27 protein-coding genes and 1 riboswitch are annotated in these 25334 nt (G+C 68.6%); of the genes, 10 read left to right on the top strand and 17 right to left on the bottom strand.

The window, feature by feature from the left end; genetic code table 11:
• A partial coding sequence (locus GS4_RS24800; RefSeq protein ID WP_007620426.1) for a cupin domain-containing protein occupies positions 1–694 on the bottom strand: 694 nt, incomplete at its 3' end.
• Between the two features lie 235 nt (positions 695–929).
• On the opposite strand from GS4_RS24800, the gene GS4_RS10775 reads away from it, so the two are divergent.
• Complete coding sequence (locus tag GS4_RS10775) at positions 930–1994, top strand: carbon-nitrogen hydrolase family protein (protein WP_007620424.1); 1065 nt, start codon at positions 930–932, stop codon at positions 1992–1994.
• Positions 1995–2006: 12 nt separating this feature from the next.
• On the top strand, positions 2007–2549 hold the full coding sequence (locus GS4_RS10770) for a group I truncated hemoglobin (RefSeq protein ID WP_007620423.1): 543 nt from the start codon (positions 2007–2009) through the stop codon (positions 2547–2549).
• Between the two features lie 102 nt (positions 2550–2651).
• Here the strand turns inward: GS4_RS10770 and GS4_RS10765 are convergent, their stop codons facing one another.
• The 5 genes from GS4_RS10765 to GS4_RS10745 form a co-directional block, all read right to left on the bottom strand.
• Positions 2652–3554, bottom strand: coding sequence for a CPBP family intramembrane glutamic endopeptidase (locus tag GS4_RS10765; RefSeq protein WP_007620422.1), 903 nt, complete (start codon positions 3552–3554; stop codon positions 2652–2654).
• A 126-nt stretch (positions 3555–3680) separates the two neighbouring features.
• On the bottom strand, positions 3681–4343 hold the full coding sequence (locus GS4_RS10760; RefSeq protein WP_007620421.1) for an acetoacetate decarboxylase family protein: 663 nt from the start codon (positions 4341–4343) through the stop codon (positions 3681–3683).
• A gap of 36 nt (positions 4344–4379) precedes the next feature.
• On the bottom strand, positions 4380–6119 hold the full coding sequence (locus GS4_RS10755; RefSeq protein ID WP_007620420.1) for a GMC oxidoreductase: 1740 nt from the start codon (positions 6117–6119) through the stop codon (positions 4380–4382).
• Positions 6116–7747, bottom strand: coding sequence for a flavin-containing monooxygenase (locus GS4_RS10750; protein WP_007620419.1), 1632 nt, complete (start codon positions 7745–7747; stop codon positions 6116–6118). The genes GS4_RS10755 and GS4_RS10750 overlap by 4 nt, the downstream gene beginning before the upstream one ends.
• Complete coding sequence (locus tag GS4_RS10745; protein WP_007620418.1) at positions 7737–8357, bottom strand: TetR/AcrR family transcriptional regulator; 621 nt, start codon at positions 8355–8357, stop codon at positions 7737–7739. The genes GS4_RS10750 and GS4_RS10745 overlap by 11 nt, the downstream gene beginning before the upstream one ends.
• Before the next feature lie 178 nt (positions 8358–8535).
• Here GS4_RS10745 and GS4_RS10740 point away from each other — a divergent pair, with 178 nt between their 5' ends.
• Positions 8536–9519, top strand: a complete 984-nt coding sequence (locus tag GS4_RS10740) for an LLM class F420-dependent oxidoreductase (protein ID WP_007620417.1) — start codon at positions 8536–8538, stop codon at positions 9517–9519.
• A 722-nt stretch (positions 9520–10241) separates the two neighbouring features.
• On the opposite strand, the gene GS4_RS10735 is transcribed toward GS4_RS10740, so the two are convergent.
• A complete protein-coding gene (locus GS4_RS10735) occupies positions 10242–11396 on the bottom strand; it encodes a pyridoxal phosphate-dependent aminotransferase (protein WP_007620413.1) in 1155 nt (384 codons plus the stop codon).
• A gap of 178 nt (positions 11397–11574) precedes the next feature.
• Between GS4_RS10735 and GS4_RS10730 the strand changes: the two genes are divergently transcribed.
• A complete protein-coding gene (locus tag GS4_RS10730) occupies positions 11575–12141 on the top strand; it encodes a hypothetical protein (protein ID WP_157226576.1) in 567 nt (188 codons plus the stop codon).
• Positions 12142–12156: 15 nt separating this feature from the next.
• Here GS4_RS10730 and GS4_RS10725 read toward each other — a convergent pair whose 3' ends face one another.
• The 4 genes from GS4_RS10725 to GS4_RS10710 form a co-directional block, all read right to left on the bottom strand.
• Complete coding sequence (locus tag GS4_RS10725; protein WP_007620409.1) at positions 12157–13353, bottom strand: alkaline phosphatase family protein; 1197 nt, start codon at positions 13351–13353, stop codon at positions 12157–12159.
• Positions 13354–13406: 53 nt separating this feature from the next.
• Positions 13407–14219 carry a 23S ribosomal RNA methyltransferase Erm gene (gene erm, locus GS4_RS10720; protein WP_007620406.1) on the bottom strand — a complete coding sequence of 271 codons (813 nt, stop codon included), beginning with the start codon at positions 14217–14219 and terminating at the stop codon, positions 13407–13409.
• A gap of 196 nt (positions 14220–14415) precedes the next feature.
• Complete coding sequence (locus GS4_RS10715) at positions 14416–16083, bottom strand: DNA repair helicase XPB (protein ID WP_007620405.1); 1668 nt, start codon at positions 16081–16083, stop codon at positions 14416–14418.
• A gap of 52 nt (positions 16084–16135) precedes the next feature.
• Complete coding sequence (locus tag GS4_RS10710; protein WP_007620404.1) at positions 16136–18490, bottom strand: helicase-associated domain-containing protein; 2355 nt, start codon at positions 18488–18490, stop codon at positions 16136–16138.
• A 51-nt stretch (positions 18491–18541) separates the two neighbouring features.
• Between GS4_RS10710 and GS4_RS10705 the strand changes: the two genes are divergently transcribed.
• The 5 genes from GS4_RS10705 to GS4_RS10685 all read left to right on the top strand — a co-directional run bounded on the left by GS4_RS10705 (position 18542) and on the right by GS4_RS10685 (position 20786).
• Entirely contained in the window at positions 18542–18763 is a 222-nt protein-coding gene (locus GS4_RS10705; protein WP_007620403.1) for a hypothetical protein, read from the top strand.
• A gap of 71 nt (positions 18764–18834) precedes the next feature.
• Positions 18835–19314, top strand: a complete 480-nt coding sequence (gene moaC / locus GS4_RS10700; RefSeq protein WP_040510244.1) for a cyclic pyranopterin monophosphate synthase MoaC — start codon at positions 18835–18837, stop codon at positions 19312–19314.
• Positions 19307–19801, top strand: coding sequence for a MogA/MoaB family molybdenum cofactor biosynthesis protein (locus GS4_RS10695; RefSeq protein WP_007620401.1), 495 nt, complete (start codon positions 19307–19309; stop codon positions 19799–19801). The genes moaC and GS4_RS10695 overlap by 8 nt, the downstream gene beginning before the upstream one ends.
• Positions 19798–20247, top strand: a complete 450-nt coding sequence (locus GS4_RS10690; RefSeq protein ID WP_007620400.1) for a molybdenum cofactor biosynthesis protein MoaE — start codon at positions 19798–19800, stop codon at positions 20245–20247. Before GS4_RS10695 ends, GS4_RS10690 begins: the two co-directional genes overlap by 4 nt.
• Positions 20247–20786 carry a DUF6328 family protein gene (locus GS4_RS10685; protein WP_007620399.1) on the top strand — a complete coding sequence of 180 codons (540 nt, stop codon included), beginning with the start codon at positions 20247–20249 and terminating at the stop codon, positions 20784–20786. Before GS4_RS10690 ends, GS4_RS10685 begins: the two co-directional genes overlap by 1 nt.
• 156 nt (positions 20787–20942) lie before the next feature.
• On the opposite strand, the gene GS4_RS10680 is transcribed toward GS4_RS10685, so the two are convergent.
• The 5 genes from GS4_RS10680 to GS4_RS10660 form a co-directional block, all read right to left on the bottom strand.
• Entirely contained in the window at positions 20943–21581 is a 639-nt protein-coding gene (locus GS4_RS10680; protein ID WP_007620398.1) for a transglycosylase family protein, read from the bottom strand.
• A gap of 7 nt (positions 21582–21588) precedes the next feature.
• A riboswitch (cyclic di-AMP (ydaO/yuaA leader) is annotated at positions 21589–21782 on the bottom strand.
• 242 nt (positions 21783–22024) lie between these two features.
• Positions 22025–22273, bottom strand: a complete 249-nt coding sequence (locus GS4_RS10675; protein WP_007620396.1) for a MoaD/ThiS family protein — start codon at positions 22271–22273, stop codon at positions 22025–22027.
• 6 nt (positions 22274–22279) lie between these two features.
• On the bottom strand, positions 22280–23377 hold the full coding sequence (gene moaA / locus GS4_RS10670) for a GTP 3',8-cyclase MoaA (RefSeq protein WP_007620394.1): 1098 nt from the start codon (positions 23375–23377) through the stop codon (positions 22280–22282).
• An 11-nt stretch (positions 23378–23388) separates the two neighbouring features.
• Positions 23389–23934, bottom strand: a complete 546-nt coding sequence (locus GS4_RS10665) for a flavin reductase family protein (RefSeq protein ID WP_007620392.1) — start codon at positions 23932–23934, stop codon at positions 23389–23391.
• Positions 23931–24140 carry a hypothetical protein gene (locus GS4_RS10660; RefSeq protein WP_040510243.1) on the bottom strand — a complete coding sequence of 70 codons (210 nt, stop codon included), beginning with the start codon at positions 24138–24140 and terminating at the stop codon, positions 23931–23933. The genes GS4_RS10665 and GS4_RS10660 overlap by 4 nt, the downstream gene beginning before the upstream one ends.
• 193 nt (positions 24141–24333) lie before the next feature.
• Here GS4_RS10660 and GS4_RS26325 point away from each other — a divergent pair, with 193 nt between their 5' ends.
• Positions 24334–24759, top strand: a complete 426-nt coding sequence (locus GS4_RS26325; RefSeq protein ID WP_007620388.1) for a cold-shock protein — start codon at positions 24334–24336, stop codon at positions 24757–24759.
• Between the two features lie 28 nt (positions 24760–24787).
• Here GS4_RS26325 and GS4_RS10650 read toward each other — a convergent pair whose 3' ends face one another.
• Positions 24788–25333 carry a DUF2771 family protein gene (locus tag GS4_RS10650; RefSeq protein ID WP_007620386.1) on the bottom strand — a complete coding sequence of 182 codons (546 nt, stop codon included), beginning with the start codon at positions 25331–25333 and terminating at the stop codon, positions 24788–24790.
• Between the last annotated feature and the right edge of the window lies 1 nt (position 25334).

Genomic DNA, 25334 nt, shown 5'->3' with positions numbered 1-25334 from the left:
CCGACACGTGGTTGGCGATCGCGACGGTTTCCACCGAGAGCGTGGGATCGGTCAGGTGGTCGTCGATGTAGGCACGTAGCGACCGCGCGAGCGTCTGGTTGTCGACGGCCGGCGGCACCGGACGATCCACCGGCAACAGCGCTGCTCGCAGCAGCGTCGTGGTTGCGTCGGCGAGCATCTCCCGTTCCGCCAGCGGTGTCTGTTGCGAGGTCCGTGGGTCGATGGACCATAGGAGATTCTGTAACGCGGTCATGCCGGCCGATGCGGGTAACGCGGTGGCGGTGAGATCGGTGAACGCATGCCCGGTCCGCGCGACGAGCCCTCGTGGAACCTGCAGGACGATCTCGCTCATCCGCCCCGGGAACCGGAGTCGGTACGGCGCCGACGCGTCGTACAGCGCCGCGCGGCCGTTGGTCAACGCGACCTCGCGCTCATGCTGGGCGATGCTGCCGCGCCCGGATCGGTGCACGGAGACCAGGAGGTCGTCGCGGGGGTGTTCGGCGATGGTCCGGGCGGTACGCACCACCTCGGAGCCCTCACTCGCCACCCGCGTGACCGATACACCCGGGGTCAGTTCGACTCGGTCGAGGGTCGCCGCGAATCGAGGCGAGGCAGAGCGCACGCGCAGCGGTACGAATGCACTGCTGCACGCGTCGGCCCATTCGGTGGCCGAGCGTGCCCGGACACGGCTCATGGATCGAGTGTACGAACCCGGCGGGGCCATCCGAGGGCGTTCGTGTTGCGCATGTGTTGCGGTCCGGAGTCCTCCGAAGTCAGGTGCATGAAACGTCGAAACCGCTGGTGACAAGCGTGCAGGAATCGTCGGATGTGATGCACGAAACACCGAGAACCGACCGCGGGTCGCTCCCTAGCGTGAGTCCCACGGCGCTCGAGGCGTCGCATCCCGAACCATCATCAGGAGGCACTCCGTGTCCGATTACACACAGGCGTTCCGTGCCGCGGCGGTCCAGGCCGAGCCGGTCTGGAACGACGTCGACGGCGGCATCGACAAGACCATCGCGCTCGTCGCCGAGGCCGCGGCCCACGGGGCCGAGATCATCGCGTTCCCGGAGGTGTGGATCCCCGGCTACCCGTGGTTCCTCTGGCTCGACTCGGTCGCCTGGCAGTCTCAGTTCGTGCTGCCGTACGTGACCAACTCGATCGAGGTCGGCAGCGAGCAGTTCGCTCGCGTCGAGGCCGCCGCCCGGGATCACGGGATCGCCATCTCGCTCGGGTTCAGCGAGCGCGACAACGGCTCGGTGTACATCGCCCAGGCGTTCATCGACGCGACCGGCGTGACCAAGACCGTCCGCCGCAAGCTCAAGCCGACGCACGTGGAGCGCACGTTGTTCGGTGAGGGCGACGGCTCCGACATCCAGGTCATCGACACCGACCTCGGTAGGGTGGGCGCACTCAACTGCTGGGAGCATCTCCAGCCGTTGGCGAAGTACGCGATGTTCTCCCAGGGCGAGCAGCTGCACGTGGCCGCGTGGCCGAGCTTCTCCATCTTCGAGGGGGCTGTCTACGCGCTCGGGCCCGAGGTGAACGTCGGTGCCGCGCGGCAGTATGCGGTGGAGGGACAGACCTTCGTGCTGTCGCCCAGCGGCATCGTCGGCGAGGCCGGTCAGAGTTTGTTCGCCGACACCGATCTCAAAAAGCAACTGCTGCGCGTCGGTGGCGGCCACGCCCGGATCTTCGGCCCCGACGGCCAGGACCTGGCCGAGCCGCTCGCGCCGACCGCCGAGGGAATCCTCTACGCCGACATCGACTACTCGGCGATCCTCGCCGCCAAGAACGCCGCCGACCCGGTCGGTCACTACTCGCGCCCGGATGTCTTCCGTCTCTACTTCGACGACACCAAGCGCAGCAAGGTGATCCGTCAGGCGCCGGCCGGTGAGTCCGGCGGAGCGGGCCGGTCCGACGGGACCAAAGCGGGCCGAGCCGACGGGACCGAAGCGGTCGACGCCGAACTCGCACAGATCCTCGAAGCCTGATCAGGAGACACCATGACCGGAACAGCCCATTCGGACATCGACCCCACCGCGGAGCCACAGCCGTCGCTCTACGAACGGCTCGGCGGCTACGACGCGATCTACGTCTTCGCCGCGGCGGCCCTCAAGAAGGGCATGGCCCACCCCGACATCGGTCACATCTGGGCCCACATGTCGGAGTCCACGTTCTACAAGGAACACATCAACTTCGTCGACTTCCTGTCCGAACAGTGGGGCGGCAACGTCCGCTACCGCGGGCGGGACATGGTCACCGCGCATCGAGGAATGGGCCTCACCGAGGTCCACTGGAACGCGATGTTCGATTGCCTGTACGAGTGCTACGACGAGTTCGGGCTCCCGCAGGAACTGCGAGACGAGGTCGACGCCTCGTTCACGAAGTTCAAGCCGGCGGTGGTCGGCAGCCCGTCGTACCGCGATGTGGTGCTCGCGCACCCGGAGATCGACGTCACCAAGGGGATGAAGAGCGTCGGGGTGCACTGGCCGGATCGTCGACGCGGCGCTGCGATTCCGGCCGAGGCGGAGCAGTCGGGGTCGTAGCCGAGCCACTCGGTGGCTGGTCGTCATCGCAGTGTCAGCGAGAGGCCACGACGCTAATCGGCCCGGCCTCTCGCTGGCGCTGCTGCGGTGACCGCGGCGTCGTCACGCACCTCCGGCGGCAGGTCGGCTGGTCCATCGACCCGCGATGACGACCCCCAGCACGAACGGTGTCAGCGCGACACAGAGGAGTGCGGTCGCGGTGTTGACGCCGATCGAGTCGCCGAGAACCCACACCATGCCGAGCGATGCGACCATGTTGCTGCCCGCATGCAGCATCGTCCCCGGCCACACCGAACCGGTTGCCGCCCACAGCCAACCGATCATGAACTCCAGCAGGATGCTCAGCGGTATCCACCAGAGCATCGACCAGAGCGCATCCGAGACGTCGGTGCTCCCGCCGAAGTAGCCGACCCACGGCAGCGGCCAATGCCAGACACCCCAGATGGTCCCGGTGAGGAAGGTGGTCAGGAGCGGTCGACCCGGGACCAGGCGATCGCGCAGATATGCCGTCCAGCCGTACTCCTCACCGAAGAAGATGGGGGACAGCGCGACGCAGACAAGCGGCCCGCACGCCAGGTAGATCCATTCGGTGCCGCCCATGTCGGTCATCGACGGCGTCCAGAGCCCGACGAGTGCGGCCATCAGCGCCGTGAGGGCCAGCATCCCCCAGGGGATGGTCACCGCAGCGACCACGTGTCGCCAGTTCGATCGGAGTCTCAGCCGCAGGCCTGAATCGGCGAAACCCTCGCCGGTGATCCACCGTCGGACGATGCACGCCGCGATCGCGGGCGCGAATGCGATGGTGAGCAGCTGTACCGCGGGGTCATCCAGGGAGTAGCCGAGCAGGTTCGCGACGAGCAGGGCCGCCCACGAACCGCCGAAGGCGATCCCGACATAGGAGAGCACGCCCAGGCGCCGGGTCTCGCGCGGGACGGACGGCGCGACGGGGGTCGTATGCGAGCGGAACCGGGTCGAACCGACCGATTGCCGGGCAACGGGATTCATGTGTCGATTGGACCCGACCGTCTCGCTACGAGCACTGGTGTACGCCCCCGGAAGTCGGGTAGTGCGTACACCACCATCCCCGCGCGGCCGAGTGACCGAGCCGGGCCGGTTCGGCGCCGTGCCGGTTCAGCGCAGGGTGCCGCGACCCGTCGTCATCCGGCCGGAGGTGATCACGATGCCTGGGTGGTCTCCTGGTGAGAGCCAGCTCGGCAGCGTCGGCCCCTCGGCGGCGACGGACACCCGCGCCGGGCGGAAGCTGCCGACCAACCGTGCATACGCGCACAGGAACTGCGGCGAAGCGTCGGGCCGTGAGATCGGCTGTGCGAAGCCGATGCCTCCGGCGATCGGCAACGGGAGCGGGACGGCGCGCACGGCTGCGGTGACCGACCAGTGTTCGGTGACGGCGGTGCTGCGGTCGGTGACGTCGCCGGTGAACTCGGCGAGTACCTTCGGCAGCGACCAGTGGCTACGGCCGCCGTGTACCGACCGCTCGGAGTCGACCGCGATGAACGGGACCTGGAGCCGGGGAAGCGGACCGAAGCGTCTGCCGGGCGCGAGCAGTGCCGGACTCGCGAGCACCTCGCGATACGGGCCGACGGGTGAGTCGACGTAGTCGACCATCATCGCGACGGTCAGCGGGATGCTGCGCTCGTCGGTCATCAGCAGCGCCTGCGCGTCGGGTGTGCTCCGGTGCCACCACAGCGTGGCGCGTACGGTCGCCGGCCAGGGCGCCTCGGGACTCACCGGCCATTCCTCGCGGTCGGAACGGGATTCGGCGACACTCCACATGATCGTCCTCCAATGGATGAGCGGGTCGGGTCGAGATCAGGCGTGTCGGCGGACCGGGGTGATCGGGAGTCGAAGCGCCCCCGGTGCGTGCTCGGGGACCGCGGGCCGGATCGGCGCGACCGGCTCGACCGGCACGTACCCCGAACCCGGAACCGGGCGTGGGTCGCGTTCGCCGACATTGGGCCACAGTGCCATTGCGCGCTCCGCCTGCGCGGTGATGGTGAGTGACGGGTTGACACCGAGGTTGGCCGACACCGTCGAACCGTCGACGACGTGCAGGCCCGGATGGCCGAAGACACGGTGGTACGCGTCGACGACGCCGTCGTGCGCCGAGGCGCCGATGGCGCAACCACCCAGGAAGTGCGCAGTCATCGGGATGTCGAGTAGGTCGAGGAGTGATCCGCCGGGGTCGCCGTCGATCTTGTCGGCGGCCGTTCGGACGGCGCGGTGGCCCACCGGGATCCATCGCGGTGGCGGATCGCCGTCGCCGGGGCGGCTCCGCAGGACCGGACCGAGACGACCGCGGCGAGCGAACAGTTCGATCGAGTTGTCGGCGGTCTGCATGACCAACGCGATGATGGTTCGCTCCGACCAGTTGCGTACCCACAACGATCGGGCGGTGGTGATCGGATGGATCGCCATCGTGCCGATCGCCTTGAGCAGGCGCGGCACCCGTCCGCCGCCGTCGATGAGGACGGCCTGGAGCATCCCGATCAGATTGCTGCCCTTGCCGTACCGGACCGGTTCGACATGCGTGTGCGCGTCGGGATGGAACGACGAGGTGATCGCGACGCCGCGGCTGTAGTCGACCTCGGGATCGACCGATCGCGCCGTGGCAGCGAGAACTGCTTCTGAGTTGGTACGGACCACTCGTCCGAGCCGCGCCGAGAGGCCGCTCAGCTTCTGAGAGCGTTGCATCGACAGCAGCAGCTTGTTGGTGCCGTAGGTGCCGGCTGCGAAGACGACGTGATCGGCGGTGAATGCTCGACGCCCGCGTCGGATCGTCCGCCCGGTCCGGTGGGTGTCAACCTGGTAACCGCCGCCGTCGAGTGGCTGCACCGCATCGACCATGGTGAGCGGGAAGATCTGTGCCCCGGCCTGTTCCGCGAGATGGAGATAGTTCTTCACCAGTGTGTTCTTGGCGCCGACGCGGCATCCGGTCATGCACGCACCACACTCGATGCATCCGGTACGCGCGGGCCCGGCGCCACCGAAGAACGGATCGTCGACGGTTCGGCCGGGCTCGTCTCCGAAGAAGACGCCGACCGGCGTGGGGACGAAGGTGTCGGCGACACCCATCTCCTCGGCGACCTCGCGCATGACGGTGTCCGGGGCGGTGACGCCGGGAAACGTTGTGACGCCGAGCATCCGCGACGCCTGGTCGTAGTAGGGATCGAGCTCGGACGCCCAATCGGTGATGGCACCCCAGTGTGGATCGTCGAAGAAGGCCGGCAGGGGGCGGTACAGGGTGTTGGCGTAGTTGAGGGAACCACCGCCCACTCCGGCGCCTGCCATCACCAGCACGTCGCGGAGCAGATGCATCCGCTGCACGCCGAACAGGCCGAGTGCCGGAGCCCAGACATAGTCGCGGAGACGCCAACTGGTCTTCGGCAGGTCGTGGTCGGCGAACCGGCGACCGGCCTCGAGAACTGCCACGCGGTACCCCTTCTCGGTCAGCCGTAACGCGGCGACCGAGCCGCCGAATCCGGAGCCGACGACGATGGCGTCGTAGTGGTCGGACGGCTCCGCAGTGACGACACTGCTTGCGCGCATCATCCGCTGACCTCCGTCCGGTCGGTGTCGGTGCGATCGACCTCACCGAGATCGACCTGGGTGCGATCGGTTTCGGTGACGACCAGGGGAGTCGGCGGCGGTGCCGTGTCGAGTAGATGGTCGGCCGGCTCGAACTGCGACATGAGCCGACGGTAGGTGCGTGTATAGGTGGGCCACATGACCGAATTCCGCCCCGACGCGTCGATGTACCAGCTCGAACAGCCGCCGGCGTTCCAGACGGTGCCGGCCAGTTCCGTGTCGAGTCCGGAGTTGTAGTCGCGCTGAGCCTGAGCCGTCACCTCCACGGTGCTCCGGCCGTGCGTCTGCAGGTGCCCGATGGTGGCGCTCACGTACGCGGCCTGCGGCTCCAGCATCAGCACGATGGAGCTGTGTCCGAGGTTGGTGTTGGGGCCGTAGAACAGGAACAGGTTGGGGAATCCGTGGATCGAGGTGCCGCGGTACGCGTTCGGTGATCCGTTCCAGGTCTCGGCCAGCGTCTGGCCGGTCCGGCCGCGGATGACCCGAGCGATGGGCGGCTCGGTGGGCGTGAAGCCGGTCGCCCACACGACGGTGTCTATCGGGTGTTCCACTCCGGCGTCATCCACGGCACCGTGTTCGGTCAGAGCGGTCAGAGCCCCGGTGACCGCCACATTCGGCCGCTGGAGAGCCGGGAACCACTTGTTGGTCAACAGCATCCCTTTGCAGCCGATGGTGTAGTCGGGTGTGAGGCGCCGACGGAGGGCCCGGTCGCGCACCTGGAGCCGCAACTGCGCGCGGCCGAGTGCGGAGGCGACGGGCAGCAGACGCGGGCGGCGGGCCATCAGCACGACGTAGATCTCGCGATAGGCCCAGACCAGTAGCCGGACCAGTCGGTGTATCGCCGGGATGCGGCGATACACCGATCGTTCGAGCTCGCCGATCGTCCGGTCGACACGGGGGACCACCCATGCCGGTGTCCGCTGGAACACCGTGAGTTGGCCTACGCGGTCGACGATCTCGGGCACGATCTGCACTGCGGACGCGCCGGTGCCGACGATGGCCACTCGGCGTCCGGTCAGGTCCTGCGAGTGGTCCCAGCGAGCGCTGTGAAAGCTGGTTCCGGCGAACTCGTCGGCTCCGGGGACGGTCGGCTCACCTGGTGCCGACAGTGCACCCGGTGCTGCGACGAGGTAGGTGCATCGGACGATGCCGGTGTCGGTGGTGACGATCCACTCGGCATGTTCGGCATCCCAGAAAGCTGCGGTCATTGCGCACCGGTAGCGGATGCGGTCGGCGTGATCGGCCGCGACCCGGACGAGATAGTCGTGGATCTCGGCCTGTCGACCGTATGTGTGTGACCAATCGGGATTGGGCGCGAACGAGAGTGAGTACAGCGACGTCGGTACGTCGCATGCCGCGCCCGGGTAGTCGTTCTCGCGCCACACCCCACCCGCGCCCTCGGCGCGTTCGATGGCCAGCACGTCGAGGTCGGAGTGGTCCTCGCGGAGCCGGTGCAGGGCGGCGAGGCCGCCGAAGCCGACACCCACGACGAGCACGTCGACGCGGTGCGGCAGAGTCGAATCCGTTGTGGATAGCTCGCTCGGCGAGGATGCGGGGGCGGGCGAATCCGTCGGCGCGGGATCATTTGCCATGGCCGGCGATCATCTCCTTCCAGATGGGCAGCAGGCGTCGGGTGAGTGCACGGTCGCCGTCCGCGGTGCGCAGGATGCGTGAGACCGCCAGTCCTCGGACGAGTTCGACGCTCAGCTCGATCTGATCCGGCGTGTAGCGGTCGCCGAACAACTCGGCGCTACCGGTCGTGATCGCGTCCGAGACCTTCTGCTCGAGTGGGATCATCGCTGCCCGGAGCGCGGGATCGGTGCGCGCGGCCACCCACAGTTCGAGCGCAGCGTCGAAGAGCGGGCCGGCGAATGCCTCCAGCAGGATGTCGATGTCCTCGTCGCCGGTCCGCGGCCGGGTCAGCAGCTCTGACATCCGGCGGTCGACGAGATGGCCGACCGCAGCCACCACGAGCGACTCGCGCGTCGGGAAATGGTGCAGGAGCGCACCGCGGGAGACGCCCGCGCGACGGTTGACCTCTTGGGTGGTGGTCCCGGCATAGCCGACGTCGACGAGGGCCTCGACCGTCGCGTCGAGCACCTTTGCCCTGGTCGCGGCGGTCCGCTGAGCCTGGGTGCGCTGCGTTCGGGTGGTCTCGGCGTCGTCGGGCGGGGAGTCGCCGTCGGGGGTGTCCTCGGTCACAGCGGCGATGCTAGCGGGTTTTCAACAAACAGTCCAGACTGCTTGTAAGTTTGTCGCTCGACGTTTTCTGCCCATAGATTGTGGCGGCCTGATCTCCGAGCTCGTGCCGTCGGCGTCGTCCGCTTCGTGCGGCTTCTGTCGGGTAGGTCGCCCGTCGGACGCGCATAGACTCGTCGGCATGCGATTCGGATATTTCGTGCCTCAGGGCTGGCGTCTCGATCTCGTCGACATCGAACCGACCGAGCACTGGTCGGTGATGTCGGGTCTGGCCACGCGTGCCGACGAGGGCGACTGGGATTCGATCTGGGTCTACGACCATTTTCACACCGTTCCCGAGCCGACGGCGGAGGCGACCCACGAGGCGTGGAGCCTGGTCTCGGCGTATGCGGCGACGACGTCGAATGTCGAGATCGGGCAGATGTGCACCGCCATGGCGTACCGCAACCCCGCCTACCTGGCGAAGGTCGCGGCCACCGCCGATCTGATCTCCGGCGGGCGCGTACAGATGGGTATCGGTGCGGGCTGGTACGAACACGAGTGGCGCGCGTACGGATACGGATTCCCCTCCGCCGGTGAGCGACTCGGTCGGCTCGCCGAGGGCGTCGACATCATGCGGCAGGCGTGGTCGACCGGCAAGGCCACACTCGACGGCAAGTACTACACGGTCGACGGGGCGATCGCGTCGCCACAGCCGGCGGCCGGGAAGTTGCCGCTGTGGATCGCCGGCGGTGGCGAGAAGAAGACGCTGCGCATCGCCGCCGAGCACGCCGACTACACCAACTTCGACGGGACCCCCGAGACCTTCGCCCACAAGTCCGAGATCCTGCAGCAGCACTGCGCAGACCTGGGACGCGACTTCGACTCGATCGTGCGTTCGGCCAACTTCAACGTCGTCGTCGCCGAGACAGAGGCGGAGGTGGAGAAGCAGCTGGTGGCCCTCGAGGAGGATCTGAAGCGATTCGTCAGTGCCGACGCCGCGGCCGGGATGGTTGCGAATGTCCGTGCGTCGCAGACGGTCGGTACGCCGGAGCAGATCGTCGAGAACCTCTCCCGGGTGAAGGATCTGGGCCTGGAGTACGCGATCTTCTACATCCCCGGCATCGCGAAGGACACCACCGCACTCGATCTCCTCGAGAGTCAGGTACTGCCTGCCCTGCGCTGAGCTGAGTCGGGCGCGGTCGGTTCGGGTTCAGGTTCGGGCGGGTTCGGCGGCGGATTTTTGGCACGTGAGCGGGTGGTGCTGTGGAATGCGCACACCGTGGCCTGCTCAGGTGTCAGAAATCCGGTGCGGGCGGCCGAACGGGGTGGACGGTCGATGAGGTGAGGTGCGGCCCCTGGGTGTCGGGTGGTCGGATTTTTGGCACCTGAGCGTGCGGTGCTGTGGAGTACGCACACCGTGGCTCGCTCATGTGTCAATAGTCCGGTGGGCGGTCGATGATGCCGGGAGCCGGGGCATCGGGCTCTGGTCGCGGACTTCTGACACTTGAGAGCGGCGCGCTGTGGAATGCGCACACCGCTACCCGCTCACGTGTCAGAAACTCGGTGGGGCGGATCTCAGGTGGTGCACGGTCGACGGTTTCGAGTGCACGGTCGACGGGCGGGGTGTTGATGTTGGGACCTGGTTGGTCGGATTTCTGACACCTGAGAGCGGCGCGCTGTGGAATACGCACACCGTGGCTTGCTCACGGGTCAGAAATCCGGTGGGGGCCGGATCTCAGGTGGTGCACGGTCGACGGACCGGGGAGTTGGGGCGGCGGGCCCTGGTCGCGGATTTCTGACATCTGGGAGCGGCACGCTGTGGAATGCGCACCCTGCGTCCCGCACACGTGTCAATAATCCGATTCGGCGGCCGTCGGCGCGCCCCCGACCACCCCAACCGACCCTTCAGGCCTTTCGCAACCGGTCGGCCGCCTGTTCGATGACCTCGGGGCGCTTGGCGAAGGAGAACCGCACGAGGTGCTGCCACGGTTCGCGGTCGTCGGTGAACACCGCCACCGGGACGCCGGCCACGCCGACGCGGGCGGGCAACTCCCGGCAGAACTCGATGCCGTCGGTGATCCCGAGGGGGCGGGGGTCGGCACAGACGAAGTACGTCGCCTCGCTGCGATGGACCGCGAAACCGGCATCGGCGAGCGCGGACGACAGCAGATCGCGTTGTGCGCCCAACTGTTTCGCCGACTCCGACACCCAGTCCAGCTCGGTGTCGAGGGCGCGTGCGACGGCCGGTTGGAACGGCCCGCTGCCCACGTACGACATGTACTGCTTGGCGGTCCGCGCCGCAGCGACCAGATCGGCCGGACCGCTCACCCAGCCGACCTTCCAGCCGGTCACGTTGAATGTCTTGGCCGCGCTGGAGATCCGCAGGGTGCGCTCGCGCATGCCGGGGAAGGTCGCAAGCGGCCGGTGTCGCCGACCGTCGAAGAGCAGATGCTCGTACACCTCGTCGGTGACGGCGATGACGTCGTGTTCCACGCAGAGCCGCGCGATCTCCGCGAGATCGTCGTCGGCGAGGACGGTTCCGGTGGGATTGTGTGGCGAGTTGACGAGTGCCACCGCCGGTTTGACGGCGAATGCTTCCGCGAGACGTTCGCGATCGACGCGGAACCCGTCTCCGTCGGGGACCAGCGGCACGGTGCGGCGGATGCCGCCCGCCATTGCGACGGTCGCGGCGTAGGCGTCGTAGTAGGGCTCGATCATGACGACTTCGCGACCGGCGTCGACCAGCCCGACGATCGCGCCCGCGATCGCCTCGGTCGCGCCGACGGTGACGAGTACCTCGGTGTCGGGGTCATAGGCCAGGTCGTAGAGATCGTGCTGATGACGCGCGACGGCGGCACGGAGCGCCGGGACGCCGATGCCCGGCGGGTACTGGTTCTGTCCGTCTGCGATCGCCTGTTGTGCGGCGGCGAGCATCGATGCCGGACCGTCGGTGTCCGGGAAGCCCTGGCCGAGGTTGATCGCATCGTGTTCGACCGCCAGAGCCGACATCTCGGCGAAGATCGTCGTCGCGAACGGCTGGAGTCGGGGCACGGTGCGCATGAGGCCAGGCTGTCACAGGTCGCGGACCCGCCGTCGCCCTCGGCCCTCGAGTGGTCACACCGATATTCACACACATCGGCGAACGGTCCTGCGCGATGTCCGTTTTCGCAGGTCAGTGAGCATAGCTAACTATTCGAAACCGATGATTCGATGATTGCAACCGGCGTACGCTTCGCGCATGATTCTGCGAACACGCGGTGCCACGGCGCCGTCTCGGGTGGCCAGCACCCTGCTTGTGGTCTTCGGATGTGCGCTCGTGGCGATGGTGACGGCGTGCAGTGCCAGCGTCTCGGTGGGCAGTGACAAGGTGTCCGAGCCCGGCGACGTGAAGGTCGGGGAATGCGTGAAGGTCGGCGGGACCGACGACCAAGGCAAGGTCGAGGCGACCAAGGCGGAGTGCGACTCCGGTGACCTCACGTTCTATGCCGCATCGACGGTGCCCAAGGACACCGACTGCGCGACCCCCAACTACTCGCACCTGACCTTCGACGGGTCGCCGGATCGCCTCTGCCTCACGCCGAACTTCGTGAAGGACAAGTGCTATCAGATCCCGACCGGTGACGGTGCGTCGCTCGCCGACTACGCGATCATCGAATGCGGCACGGCACCGAAGCCGAACACCAGCGAGGTCCGGGTGGTCGAGCGCACCGAGGGGCAACCGACCTGTGCCGCCGACCAACTGGCGGTTCCTTTCGACCTCCCCAGGCCACTCGGGTACTGCCTCGCCCAGGAGTCCCAGACCTAGCCGCGGCAGTGTCGCTCAGGTGGCGCGTGATGTGCTGTGCGCCACCAGCAACGGCACGAACTGCTCGGCGGCGGTCCAGGCGCCGTGGTGGCCTGGCATCTCGACCTCCAGCGTCGGCTCGCTGAGACTGCGGGTGAGGATCGTGGTGTCGCGCGCGACGGCCACCAGGTCACCGACGCGCTCGGCGATCACGTCGGTGACCTCACCGCCGAACCACGCCTCGTCGAGGGCTTGCTCGCGTCGGACCAGGTGAGCGTGGTCGCCGACGATCGACGTCCAGCGTGCGTGGACGTCGTCGAGCGCACCGGGACGTGTGTAGACGTGACGCACCCGCATCTCGCCGGCCACGGCCTCGACCCCGGTCAGGGCGCCGCCGACGGTGTCGAGATCGATCCGGTTGTCCGCCTGGATCATTCCGTGGTCGCCGGTCACCACCAGCACCGCGTCCGACGGGAGCTCCGCGGCGACGTCGGCGACCATGCGGTCGACGACGCCCAGCGCCTCGACCCACTGCGGGGAGCCCGGGCCGAACAGATGTCCGTACGCGTCCAGGTCGGGTGTGTAGGCGTACACGAAGCGCGGTGCGGTCGAATGCGTACGGAGCAGTTCGATGATCGCAGTGCGCAGTTCGGTCGGTGTCTGTGCCCCGACGTGCTCGCCGACGGCGCGGAATGCCGCACGGCTGAATCCGGAACCACGATAGGCCGATGGCATGGCGTAGGTGATCTCGACGCCACGAGCCGCCAGGTCGGCGATCGTGCCGGGATGTGGCGCGATCGCCTCGGGCTCGTAGGTGTCCAGCGCCGACGTCCCGTCCGACCGGTCGAGGGTCCATCGTAAAGCGTTGAGCGTGCGCCGTTCCCGGCCGGCGGTCTGATCGCGAGCGGTGCGGAACGAATAACCGATGATGCCGTGACTGCCGCACGCCGTCCCCGACATCAGGCTGGTGATGCTGGTCGCGGTCGTGGCCGGGAACCCCGCCCGTACTGTGCCCGCGCGGAGTGCGGTGAGGCTGGGGGCGGACTCCCGATGCTGCTCGAGGAGGACGTCGCCGAGGCCGTCGACCACGAGGAGCACGACGTCTCGCGCCGTCGGAATCGGCAACGCCGGCGCGAGCCCTCCAAGAGCGGTGCCGATGGCGGGCAGGACGTCGGCGAGAGTCGGGTGATCGGCCCACACGCGCGGGTGGACCTCGGCCGTCGGGTCGTACATGTCCCCACCGTAGCGGCGCCGTGCCGCAGCGCCCGGGTGATCTCGACCGGTCGTCATCGTCGACCATCCCGGTGCGGGCCGCGTGGTCGACGCTCCGTGCCGGATGGCAGCGCATCGAACAGATCTGCCCATGCCAAAGGTTGCAGGTCGCGCGGCAGATGTCGCATGTCGATACCGTGGATCTCGCGCCACCTGTGGACGGCGGGGGCGCCGCCGCCGGTCAGTCGCGAGACGATCTGCGGCACACCGCGTCCACGGCCGGTGAACACCGAGTGCACCATCGACTGATATGCACGGCGGCGTCCGATCTCGACGAGCGGTTCCGGGCGGCGATCGACGGTGAACAGACCGGCATCCACCGTCGGACGAGGTGTGAACGCCGAGGCCGGCACCCGACGGACGAGGCGGAACTCGTACCAGGGCCACCACTGTGCGGTCATCATGGTCGCGCCACCGACACCGGCTCGGCGTCTCGCGACCTCCCACTGGGTGATGAGCACTGCGGCGTGCCAATTGTCGGCGTGCAGGAGGCGTCGCAGAATCGCGGTGGTCTGATGGAACGGCAGATTCCCGACCACGATGTGTGGCTCCTCCGGCAGTCGGTGCCGCAAGAAGTCGCCGTGGATCACGCTGGTGCGTGGTGGGACACGGCGTCGGAGTCGGGTGACATGGGCGCCATCGATCTCGACCGCGGTGATGGTGCGGCCCAGCGCCGACATCGGCACCGTCAACGCGCCTGCGCCGGGACCGATCTCGACGATGGGGCCATCGGTACGGGCGACGATGGCGACGATCTGATCGATCAGCCGTCGGTCGGACAGGAAGTTCTGGCCGAATTCGTGTCGGCCGGAAGCATACGGGGACATGGGTACTCCGGGTTCGATGTGACCCGGGCAGCACGGGGTACCGCCCAGCAGGACATGCTGAAGCGGCGATACGAGCACTCAGAGACTTCGGACCGCCGCTAGGAGCGACGGATCCGGATCAATGCCATGACCGGTATTCCCATGGCGGGCACGCTAGCCGACGGCCACCGGTGCGCGCATCTGTTTTTTCGGGACGTCAGCTCGCGGAACCCTCGCCGATGGTCGGCCCGAGCAGGTCGTCGGCGTCGGTGATGCGGTAGGCGTAGCCCTGCTCGGCCAGGAATCGTTGCCGGTGAGCGGCGTAGTCGGCGTCGAGGGTGTCGCGGGAGACCACCGAGTAGAAATGGGCTTGGCCGCCGTCCTTCTTCGGGCGCAACAGGCGGCCGAGGCGCTGGGCCTCTTCCTGCCGTGAGCCGAAGGTGCCCGAGACCTGCACCGCCACCGAGGCTTCCGGGAGGTCGATGGAGAAGTTCGCCACCTTCGAGACCACCAGCGTCTGGATCTCGCCGGACCGGAAGCGGTCGAAGAGGACCTCGCGCTCCTTGTTCTTGGTGGACCCCTGGATCACCGGGGCGTCCAGCTCACGTCCGAGTTCCTCGAGCTGGTCGATGTAGGCGCCGATCACGAGTGTCGGAGAACCCTTGTGCCGCGCCAGGATCGACTTCACCACGTTGACCTTGGTGTGGGCGGTCGAGCAGAGCTTGTACTTCTCCTCGGCTTCCGCGACCGCGTACTGCAGTCGTTCCTCGTCGGTGAGCGTGACGCGTACCTCCACGCAGTCGGCCGGCGCGATCCACCCCTGGGCCTCGATGTCCTTCCAGGGGGCGTCGTACCGCTTGGGGCCGATGAGGCTGAAAACGTCGCCCTCGCGCCCGTCCTCGCGGACCAGGGTGGCGGTGAGGCCCAGGCGGCGTCGCGACTGCAGGTCGGCGGTCATCCGGAACACGGGTGCGGGCAGGAGGTGCACCTCGTCGTAGATGATCAGACCCCAGTCGCGGGAGTCGAAGAGGTCGAGATTCTTGTACTCACCCTTCGACTTCCGGGTCATCACCTGGTACGTCGCGATAGTGACCGGACGGATCTCCTTGCGTTCGCCCGAGTACTCGCCGATCTCCTCCTCGGTGAGCGACGTGCGCGCGATCAGCTCGCGCTTCCACTGCCGGCCCGCGACGGTGTTGGTCACCAGGATCAGGGTGGTGGCCTTGGCAGTCGCCATCGCCGCCGCCCCGACCATCGTCTTGCCCGCGCCACACGGCAGCACCACGACCCCGGAACCGCCGGCCCAGAACGACTCCGCGGCAAGCGACTGGTAGTCGCGCAGTTCCCAATCGGTCTGTTCGAGATCGATGTCGTGGGCCTCGCCGTCGACGTAACCGGCGAGGTCCTCGGCCGGCCAGCCGACCTTCAGCAGCACCTGCTTGAGGCGACCACGCTCGGACGGGTGCACCACCACCGTGTCGTCGTCGATGCGGGCGCCGAGCATCGGTGCGACCTTCTTGTTGCGCAGGATCTCCTCGAGGACCGCGCGGTCGAAGCTGACCAGCGTGAGTCCGTGCACCGGGCTCTTGACGAGTTGGAGTCGGCCGAAGCGCCCCATCGTGTCGACGATGTCCATCAGCAGCGGCTGCGGCACCGCGTAGCGGGAGTAGGTCACCAGGGCATCGACGACCTGTTCGGCGTCGTGCCCGGCCGCACGCGCGTTCCACAGCGCCAGCGGGGTGACCCGGTAGGTGTGCACGTGCTCGGGGGCACGTTCGAGTTCGGCGAACGGGGCGATCGCTCCACGCGCTGCCCCGGCGTCAGGGTGATCCACCTCGAGCAGCAGGGTCTTGTCGGATTGCACGATCAGGGGTCCATCGGTCACCCATCCATTGTCCAGATGAGATGGCGATGCGGCCACCCGGTTCGCCGAGGGCTCAGTTCTCCAGCAGCTCCACGCTCGTGATCCGGTGCAGGGAGAAGCGCTGCTCCTCGTCGGTGTCGGGGTCCGCGGCCACCAGCTGACCCGCGCCCAGCGTGCGGGGGACCACCACGTGGCGGCTCGCCGACCCGTGGGCGTCGACGTAACCGACCCGGACGGGCCGATCGACGCGCAGGGCGAGCTGGATCAGCGCCGTCGCCGACTCGCCGCCGCCGACGGCGCGGACCGGCTGGTCTCCGACGGCCGGACGCACCGAGACCGCCCGGTCGTGTGAGCGGATCCGCGAGACGACCTGGGACAGCTGGTCGGCCGACGGTGTCGTCCGGCGTGGCGCGCGGTGGCGTCGTTGTCGGGACACCGTGACCCGACTGCCACGTTCACGCAGGTCGACGAGCGATCCGGACGAGTCCTCGCCCGCCGGCGCGAAGCCGGCCGCGCGCAGTGCGTCGATGACGGTGCGGACCTCGGCGGGCGACACCGCGACCGTCGGCGCCAGTGCCCGCAGGGCCAACGGTTCGGCGGCGTCGCTGCGCAGGACGGCCGCCAGGGTCGCGGCATCCTCGCACCGGACGAAGGCGGATGCCACGCCGACGCGCAGCTGTCCGTGCCTACGGGCGACATCCTCGATCAGGTAGGTCAGCGACTGCGGCACCGGGGTCCGCGAGTGGGCGGTGAACATGGTGATCAGTTCGCTGCTGCTGCGACCGGCATCGAGCGCTCGTCGCACGCTCGCCTCGGTGACGCGGTACACCGATGCCGCACCGCCCGACTCGAGATCGGCGACCAGGTCGACCTGCTCGGCGAGTTCCGGGGTCATCGGTCCCGGGACGGTCAGCGTCAGATCGGCCTGCGTGAGGAAGTGGTCGACCGGCGTCGGCAGTGCCTTGCCCATCGCGACGAGGATTTGCTTCTCGGTGATCTCGCCGTCGCCGTCCGTCAACGCCGCGCGTCCGACCGCGGTGAGCGCGCCGTGGGCGACGACACCCAGTTCGCGCGCCTCCCGGAGGGTCTCCTCGACCACCCGGCGGGAGAATCGGCGAAGGTGACGCGGGTGGTGCCAGGCCAGCGCGGCGGTCAGCGCGTCGGTGGTCACCGGCACGGCAGGCCTTCCCGTCGCCAGGACCTCGAGGACGAGCCGGCGCTGCACCGGCGCATAGGCGTCGTGGAGATCGGCGGACAACGCCGGGTGTGCGGTGCCGTCGCGATCAGGCTCGCCGACCTGCCACGGCCGACGGGGGAGCTCGAGCCAGGCGCCCAACAGCACCGACCACTGGCGGTCGGGGGATTGGTGCACCCACGAGTCGGATGCGGGCGTCGGTGCGAACGCCTGTTCACCGGCGTCGTCGGCGGGCGGCGGATCCGGGAACCCGACGTCGATGAAGCGCAGGTAGGAGAGCAGCTCGACGACCAGCGCGAGGCGCGGCTGACTCAACCCGGTCGCCTTGCCGAGGCGGCGCAGTTCGCGGACACCGAGTGCACCGGACCGCAGGACCGCGGCCGGCGTCGCGCCGAGGACCGTAAGCAACGACGTCGCGTGTCGGATCAGTTCGAGTGCCTCGCCGCCGGCCGCGCCCTCCAACTCGGCCGCGGTGAACTTCCGCGACCGCGCGGGCCCGTCGACGTTCACGTCGGTCGCATGCAGGTCGGGTGCGCGCAGGTCGTCCACCCGCAGTGGCGGCTCGTCGCGCAGGATCTGACCGATCATCGGCGGCAGCTCGACCGTCTGCTCGTCGACGCGGGCCAGCAGTCCGGCCGCGATGAGTCGGGGAACGGGCTGTGCCGGATCGGCATCGGGCGCGGCATCGCGACTGCGTCCGAGGGCGGGTCCACGCGAGAGTGTCTCGAGGAGTCCACGCTGACGCTCGTCGACGTCGGCGAGCAGCGACCGCAGGTGTGCGGCGTCCATGCCGGCCAGCGGTCCGGTCAGATGATGGGCCTTCCACGGCAGCGCCGACGGGGTGTGGGCGGCCGTCTCCAGGCGATCGCGATCGCCCCACACCAGGGCTCGCCGCAGCAGCAGGTCGAGGCGTGCCTCGAGATCCGCGCGGTCGGCACGGTCGGCGAGCGCGTCGAGGACCGCGGCAGCCGGCACCGGCGCCAGGATCTCGCGACGGCCCGCGTCGGTCCCCAGCGCGATGACCATCTCCAGGACAGCGACCGACAACAGGTCGAGGTCTTCGCCTGCGAGGGTGATCGACGCGGCCGACAGAGCACGCTGGCCCAGCACCGCCGAGCCCTGTGGAGGCGGCGAGGCGAGATCGGGCCGGAGGGCCAACAGGTCGGCCAGGGCGTCGTCGGGGCGTCGGGCGAGATCCTCGGCCAGACTGACGCGCTGGTCATCCGGACTCATTCGATCGATTCTACTGACGCGGCCGTTGGGGCCTCATGGCACAATGACCCCGTGGCTGAGACGACTCCCGCCGAGGGCTCCGAGACCCGCGCGGCGAAGAAGCGATACGTGGACAACGGCTGGCCGAAGAACGACGAGGGCGACAGCGCCCACGCGGTCTCCGAGTTCGCGGCGACGGTCTCCGGCGCCCTGTCGCCGTTCGGTGAGACGGAGTTCCCGCTCCCGACCGACGACCTGCCGTATCTCAACCCGAAGACCGTCATCAACCGCTGATCGCTGTGTCCGGGCCCGATCCCACCGACGCACCGACGCCGTCCCGCTCCGAGGAAGCCGACGGTGCGACCGTGGCGGGTTCGGCTCGGCTGACGCATATCGACGAGACCGGCGCAGCCCGCATGGTCGATGTCGGCGACAAGGCCCGCACGCGTCGCCGTGCCGTGGCCGGCGGCACCTTCCGCACCACCGAAGAGGTGGTCTCGCTGCTGATCGACGACGCACTCCCGAAGGGGGACGTGCTCGCGACGGCGCGCATCGCCGGCATCATGGCGGCCAAACGCACCGACGATCTGATCCCCTTGTGCCATCAGCTGTCGTTGTCCTCGGTGGAGGTCGACTTCGCCGTCGGGGCGGAGACCATCGACGTCACCGCGACCGTCGCGACCACGGGTCCGACGGGGGTCGAGATGGAGGCGCTGACGGCCGTGGCAGTCGCCGGCCTGACCCTGCACGACATGGTCAAGGCCGTCGACCGTCGAGCGAGCATGACCGACATCCGGCTGATCGAGAAGACCGGCGGCACATCCGGTTCGTGGCATCGTGACTGAGCGTGCGCTCCGACGCCGGGCCCACGTGGTGGTCGCCTCGACCAGGGCCAGCCGCGGGGTCTACCAGGACCGCACGGGTCCGCTCATCGAATCCTGGCTCACCGAGCGAGATTTCGTCGTCGAAGAACTGCTGGTCGTCGCCGACGGCGATCCGGTGGGTGAAGCGATCCGGGCAGCCGTGTACGCCGATGCCGATCTCGTCCTGACCACCGGCGGCACCGGCCTGTCGCCGACCGATCGGACCCCCGAACAGACGCGGCGTCTCGTCGAGCGCGAGATACCCGGCCTGGCCGACGCCATCCGCGCGGCCGGACTCCCCACAGTCCCGACGTCGGTGCTCTCGCGGGGGGTCGCCGGCATCGCCGGCTCGACGCTGGTGGTCAACCTCCCGGGATCGACCGGCGGCGTCCGCGATGGGTTGTCCGTGCTGGACGGGGTACTCGGTCACGCACTGGACCAGATCCGTGGCGGAGGTGACCACCCATGACCGGGATCGACACGACGATCGTCGTCCGCACCCAGGTGTCGGAGACACCGATCTCGCTCGCCGACCACGAGGCGGCCGTGGTGTCCGCGTCGGGTGGAGCCGCGGGTGCGATGGTCGGCTTCAGCGGTGTGGTGCGCGACCACGACGGCGGCCGCGCCGTGTCCCGACTCTCCTATTCGGCGCACCCGAGCGCGGGTCAGGTGCTCACCGATGTCGTCTCCGGACTCGCCGCCGACGCCGTCGGCGTCCGCGCGGTGGCGGTATCGCACCGGATCGGCGATCTGGCCATCGGTGACGTGGCCTTCGTCGTCGCGGTGGCGGCAGATCATCGCCGCGCCGCCTTCGAGCTGTGCTCCCTGCTCGTCGACGAGGTGAAGGCGCACCTGCCGGTGTGGAAGCAGCAGTTCTTCGACGACGGCTCCGACGAATGGGTCGGATCGGCCTGATGTCAGAGACTCCGGGGGCCGGTGATTCAGCGACCGGGGAACCATCGACCGCGGCGTCGGGGGAGGACTCGACCGGACGGCACGAGACCCCGACCGAGCGCCTGGACCGGAACTGGAACAGCCTCCTCCAGGAACTGCGGGTCGTGCAGACCGGCGGTCAGATCCTCACCGGTCTGATGCTCACGGTCCCGTTTCAGGAGGGATTCGCCGAGCTGAACACCCGGGAGCAGCGGATCTTCCTCGTCAGCCTGGTGTTCGCCGTGCTGTCGACGGTCACGCTGATCTCGCCGGTGGCCCTGCACCGACTCCTGTTCCGACGCCATGCCATCGGTCGGCTCGTCGACCGCGCGCACCGGCTGACCTTGATCGGCATCGCGCTGCTGGGCACCGCGTTGACAGGAGTTGTCACGACGATCTTCGACATCGTGTTCGGTGGGTGGGCCGCGTTGGCCACGGCGATCATCGCCGCGACGGTCTTCGTGCTGATGTGGGTGGTCATGCCGCTGCGCGAGCGGCACCGCATCGCCGACCCGGACTGAGGCCGGCGAGAACTCCAGGTCGCCGTTCCTGGACGAGCGGTCAACGCACTCGCCCCCAGAAATGGACAAGGGCCCCGCACGGGCTCGTGGCCGACGTGCGGGGCCCTTCGACTGGGGCCCTGTGGGCGGGTGCCGCGGGTGCGCGGCTCACCTCGCTCAGGGAAGGGGCAGCAGCTCCTTGTTCTGGTTGAAGAACGAGATCTGGTCGTCGTTCAGCTGGTAGCCGCTCTTCTTGGCCGCTTCCCAGAGGTTCTTGACCTCGGGGCTGATCTGGCCCTTCTTCTCGGCTGCACCGACGGCGGAGTCGACCTGCGACTTGACGTCATCGGTGGACTTGGCCTCCGGCGCGCTCTGCAGCGAGGTCTTCGGGGCCGGGGTGGCCTCCGGCTTCAGGTCGCGGGGGGCGTCGGTGGGGGCCGGACGCGCGGTGGCGCCGGAGAGGCCGGTGCCGCACACGGGCCATGCGCCCTTGCCCTGGCCGGCGAGCACACGCTCGGCCACGACGATCTGCTCCTGCTTGGAGGCCTGGTCGGCGCTCGGGGCGAACTGGTTGCCGCCGTGGCCGGCCCAGGTGGACGGGCTGAACTGCAGGCCGCCCTGGTATCCGTTGCCGGTGTTGATGGCCCAGTTGCCGCCCGACTCACACTGCGCGACCTGGTTCCATTCGGAATCGGTCGCGGCGTTGGCCGTGCCGGTGCCCAGCGCTGCGGCGCCGCCGCCCAGCACGGCGCCGGTGAGGGCGACCTTGGCGATGGTCTTGGTGGTGGAGGTCTGCTTGCGATGACGTCCGGACATGAGTGGTATTCCCTCTCTCCACGCGCCTGCGAAGTCAGCTGTCGGGTTCGAGCGAGAGGCTGCTCGGTCCGGTGTCGGCGAGGCCGATCCGGTACTTAACCCCAAGGGCGATCAGACTGCGATCGCCCGTCTCAGGGGAGATGGTGGGTCCCCCGCCCTCGTTCCCAGATGTTCTGGTCATCCTGTCGGCGGAACGAGGCTCGGCGCGACCGACGGGACGTTATCGATTTGTTTGCTTACTCGTGACCGGTGAATCGCGGTCGCCTCGTACAGTACGAGAACTCGACGGCCGGATCACCCCTGTCCGCAAGCTGTTTTCGGTGTCGCAATCGGGTCTTTCGACCCAGTTGGGGCGTCATCCCAGTTCACGCGGCTGATGGTCGTCTCGTGTCCATCTCGTTATCGCACTGTTATGTGATAAAGCTCACAACGCGAATGTGGCGTCAGCCACCGGCGAAGGGCGGCAACACATCCAGGATGCGACACGGGCCGAGGGGGGCGCTGCGATCGCGCACCGCGATCTCGTCGCGCAGATACGACGACCGTTCCAGGACCTGAGCGAGCGCGGGATTTCCGTGAGCCAGGACCAATTCCAGCTCGCCCAGAGTCGACGACTCGTCGATCGTGACGACGTTCTCGTCCCGACCGGCTGCGGCGCGAGCTGCAGCGAAGTAGCGGATCGTCAGCTGCATCGGAGATCAGCCGCCGATCGCCGACATCGGTCGGTCGGGCTGATGGAAATCCGGTTCGCCGACCGCGTGCCCGGCCTTCTTCTGCCAGGCGTTACCGCGCCAGAGCGCGGCGATCGCGGCATCGACCTCGGTGTCGGGCAGGCCCCCGCGGAGTGCGGGCATGAGGGTCACCTCGTCGTCGGCGAACAGGCAGTTGCGCAGCGACCCGTCGGCGGTGAGACGGGAGCGATCGCAATCGGCGCAGAACGGCCGGGTGACCGACGCGATCACGCCGACCCGGGCCGGTCCGCCGCCCCGCGCGCCGTAGCCGTCCACGAGCCAGGTGGCGGCCGGTGCGGCGCCGCGGGGCCGGGGGTCGGGACGCAAGGTGAATCGGGCACCCAGCGTCGAGAGGATCTCGTCGGCGGTGACCATCGACGCTCGGGCCCACCGATGGTCGGCGTCCAGCGGCATCTGCTCGATGACGCGCAACTCGTAGTCGTGGTCGAGGCAGTACTGCAGCAGATCGCCCAGGCCGCCGAGATCGGCGCGATCGGGTACGACGGCATTGACCTTGATCGAACGCAGACCGGTTGCTGCGGCCGCTGCGAGTCCGTCGAGCACGTCGGCGAGCCGGTCGCGGCGGGTCACCTCGGCGAAGCGAGCCGCGTCGACGGTGTCCAGGGACACGTTGATCCTCGACAGCCCGGCGTCGACCAGACCGCCGATACGGTGACGCAGCCCGAGACCGTTGGTTGTCATCGCGATCTCCGGCCGACCGGGCAGTGCCGCGACCGCGCCGACGATCTCCTCGAGATCCCGGCGCAGCAACGGCTCACCGCCGGTGAAACGGATCGACTCGATGCCCAGATCGCGGACCGCGACCGTGAGGACGCGGACGAACTCGGCGGTGTCGAGCACCGCCGACGGCGGGAGCCAGTCGAGACCGGCGGCCGGCATGCAGTAGGTACAGCGCAGATTGCAGCGATCGGTCACCGACACCCGGAGATCGCGGACGATCCGACCGAAGGTGTCGACCAGCGGCCCCTCGGTCGGCGCGCCGACAGCGGGCGACTCCCCGGCCGTGGTGGTCGGGGTGGGTAGTCCGAGGTCGACGACGCTCACCGGTGCATCAGCTAACCGTCCTTACGGACTTCCAGGGCGCGGAAGCTGCTCGCGTGGAAAACGAGTGGCTCGACCTCGGGGTCGGCGCGCAGTTCCTCGATCTTCAGGAGCACCAGGGTGTGGTCGCCCGCGGGCAGTTCGTTGTAGAGGCTGCAGGAGAGTGCTGCGGCGGCGCCGGGTACGAACACGGCACCCGAATCGGTCCGCTGTGGCTCGATGCCGTCGAACCGCTTCTCGGCCGGCCCGGCCATCTGTCGGCACAGGTCGGACTGATCGCTGGCGAACACGCTCACGCCGATCGCCGGCGCACTGCGCAGCCGGGGCCACGTCGTCGAGGAGTTCTGCACACACAGCGACACCAGCGGAGGGGCGAGTGAGACGGTGGTGAAGGCGCTCGCAGCCATGCCCAGCAGGATCGGATCGCCGTCGGGGGTCTCGATGCGACTCGAGACGGCGACGACACCGGACGGGAAGCAGCTGTACGCGCGCTTGAGCGCCTGGGCGTCGGACGCAGGCGAGAGGTCGCCGACGAGTGAGATCACGCTGTCGATGGTCATCGGGCCCGCCGCCCGGAGCGCAGCGCAAAGATCAGCGAGAGCAGAAATCCGATCGGGGCGAGCATGGTGAGGAGATAGACGACCGTCGGTGCGGTGCCGCCATGGCTGACCATCGGCGTGACGAAGAGGGCCACGATCGCGCCGATGCCGATGACGAAGAGCACCACCGCTGCCTGGAGCAGGCGGGAGGACGTGTTGCTCTGCATGTATCCACGGTAGTTCACCATCGGCGATCCGTGCCGTGACGGATCTCCCACACCGCCGCCGAGCCCCCGTCAAACCCTCGTGACTCCTCGACCGGGGGTTGGCTAGACTGGCCGGACCAGGCGCCTCGCTCATCTGCTGTGGGTGAGGCGCTTTTCCTATGACGATTCCTCGACACAGATGAAGGTGAGCAGAGTGCCGACCGGCAAGGTGAAGTGGTACGACGCGGAGAAGGGCTTCGGGTTCCTCGCCCAGGAGAGTGGCGAGGACGTCTATGTCCGGGCCTCTGCCCTGCCCGAGGGCGTCGAGGCACTCAAGCCCGGTCAGCGCGTCGAGTTCGGCATGGCCGCCGGTCGTCGCGGCCCTCAGGCGCTGACCGTCACCGTCCTCGAGCCGGCCCCCAGCGTGGCGAAGAACACACGCGAGGCCGCGCGCGACGCGTCCCGCAAGGAGGTCAAGCGGCACACGCCGGACGAGTTGCACGGCATGGTCGCCGACCTGATCACGTTGCTCGAGGGCAAGGTGCAGCCGGATCTGCGCAAGGGGCGCTACCCGGATCGCAAGACGGCACAGCGCATCTCCGAGGTCGTCCGCGCGGTCGCGCGCGAACTCGACCACTGACGTCGCGAACCCGACCGTCGGCGGTCGGTCAGGCGGCCGGCTCGTCGGGCACCTTGAGACCCTCGGGGATGGTGTTCACCGCCAGCAGCCCGCGTGACTCGTAGGACTGCTGATCCTGGGTCGGTACGGCGGACACCACGGTCACCTCGACGTTGACCAGGATGTAGTCCGGTCGTGAGGGCAGCACGGTGGTGACGGTGCTGTTCGACCGCATCTGGTGGATGTCCTCCACCGACCCGCGCGGGGTCAGGTACTCGGCGACGAGTCGCCACGGCGACTCCGAGATGCCCTGCGAGACCGACAACATCACCGACTCGCCGACCGGCACCGGGACGTGCGGGATGGAGACGAGGCTCTGCTGCGACGGTTCGCAGGAACGCAGGAACAGGTCGCACCAGATGGCCGGCTTGACTTGGACCAGACGGTCACCGATCGCGAGGTGGAGGTAGGGCCGCTCGTCGTGGTCACCGCCGCGGCTGAGCAGTGCGACCGACGTCGCGACCACGGCGACGAATGCCACCAGGACCGCGGTGCCGATCGCGAGGGCCTTCTTCTCTCCGCTGCTGAGGTTCACG

This window comes from Gordonia soli NBRC 108243, assembly GCF_000334455.1.
Taxonomy (GTDB): Bacteria; Actinomycetota; Actinomycetes; order Mycobacteriales; family Mycobacteriaceae; genus Gordonia; species Gordonia soli.
Note: the sequence above shows the minus strand (reverse complement) of the source record. Positions and strands in the feature narration are given on the sequence as shown.

Bases quoted from the DNA above. Each gene is read 5' to 3' on its own strand.
- GS4_RS10770 (WP_007620423.1), top strand. From the start codon at position 2,007: ATGACCGGAACAGCCCATTCGGACATCGACCCCACCGCGGAGCCACAG.
- GS4_RS10765 (WP_007620422.1), bottom strand. From the start codon at position 3,554: ATGAATCCCGTTGCCCGGCAATCGGTCGGTTCGACCCGGTTCCGCTCG.
- GS4_RS10760 (WP_007620421.1), bottom strand. From the start codon at position 4,343: ATGTGGAGTGTCGCCGAATCCCGTTCCGACCGCGAGGAATGGCCGGTG.
- GS4_RS10755 (WP_007620420.1), bottom strand. From the start codon at position 6,119: ATGATGCGCGCAAGCAGTGTCGTCACTGCGGAGCCGTCCGACCACTAC.
- GS4_RS10750 (WP_007620419.1), bottom strand. From the start codon at position 7,747: ATGGCAAATGATCCCGCGCCGACGGATTCGCCCGCCCCCGCATCCTCG.
- GS4_RS10740 (WP_007620417.1), top strand. From the start codon at position 8,536: ATGCGATTCGGATATTTCGTGCCTCAGGGCTGGCGTCTCGATCTCGTC.
- GS4_RS10735 (WP_007620413.1), bottom strand. From the start codon at position 11,396: ATGCGCACCGTGCCCCGACTCCAGCCGTTCGCGACGACGATCTTCGCC.
- GS4_RS10730 (WP_157226576.1), top strand. From the start codon at position 11,575: ATGATTCTGCGAACACGCGGTGCCACGGCGCCGTCTCGGGTGGCCAGC.
- GS4_RS10725 (WP_007620409.1), bottom strand. From the start codon at position 13,353: ATGTACGACCCGACGGCCGAGGTCCACCCGCGCGTGTGGGCCGATCAC.
- erm (WP_007620406.1), bottom strand. From the start codon at position 14,219: ATGTCCCCGTATGCTTCCGGCCGACACGAATTCGGCCAGAACTTCCTG.
- GS4_RS10710 (WP_007620404.1), bottom strand. From the start codon at position 18,490: ATGAGTCCGGATGACCAGCGCGTCAGTCTGGCCGAGGATCTCGCCCGA.
- GS4_RS10690 (WP_007620400.1), top strand. From the start codon at position 19,798: ATGACCGGGATCGACACGACGATCGTCGTCCGCACCCAGGTGTCGGAG.
- GS4_RS10685 (WP_007620399.1), top strand. From the start codon at position 20,247: ATGTCAGAGACTCCGGGGGCCGGTGATTCAGCGACCGGGGAACCATCG.
- GS4_RS10680 (WP_007620398.1), bottom strand. From the start codon at position 21,581: ATGTCCGGACGTCATCGCAAGCAGACCTCCACCACCAAGACCATCGCC.
- GS4_RS10675 (WP_007620396.1), bottom strand. From the start codon at position 22,273: ATGCAGCTGACGATCCGCTACTTCGCTGCAGCTCGCGCCGCAGCCGGT.
- GS4_RS10665 (WP_007620392.1), bottom strand. From the start codon at position 23,934: ATGACCATCGACAGCGTGATCTCACTCGTCGGCGACCTCTCGCCTGCG.
- GS4_RS10660 (WP_040510243.1), bottom strand. From the start codon at position 24,140: ATGCAGAGCAACACGTCCTCCCGCCTGCTCCAGGCAGCGGTGGTGCTC.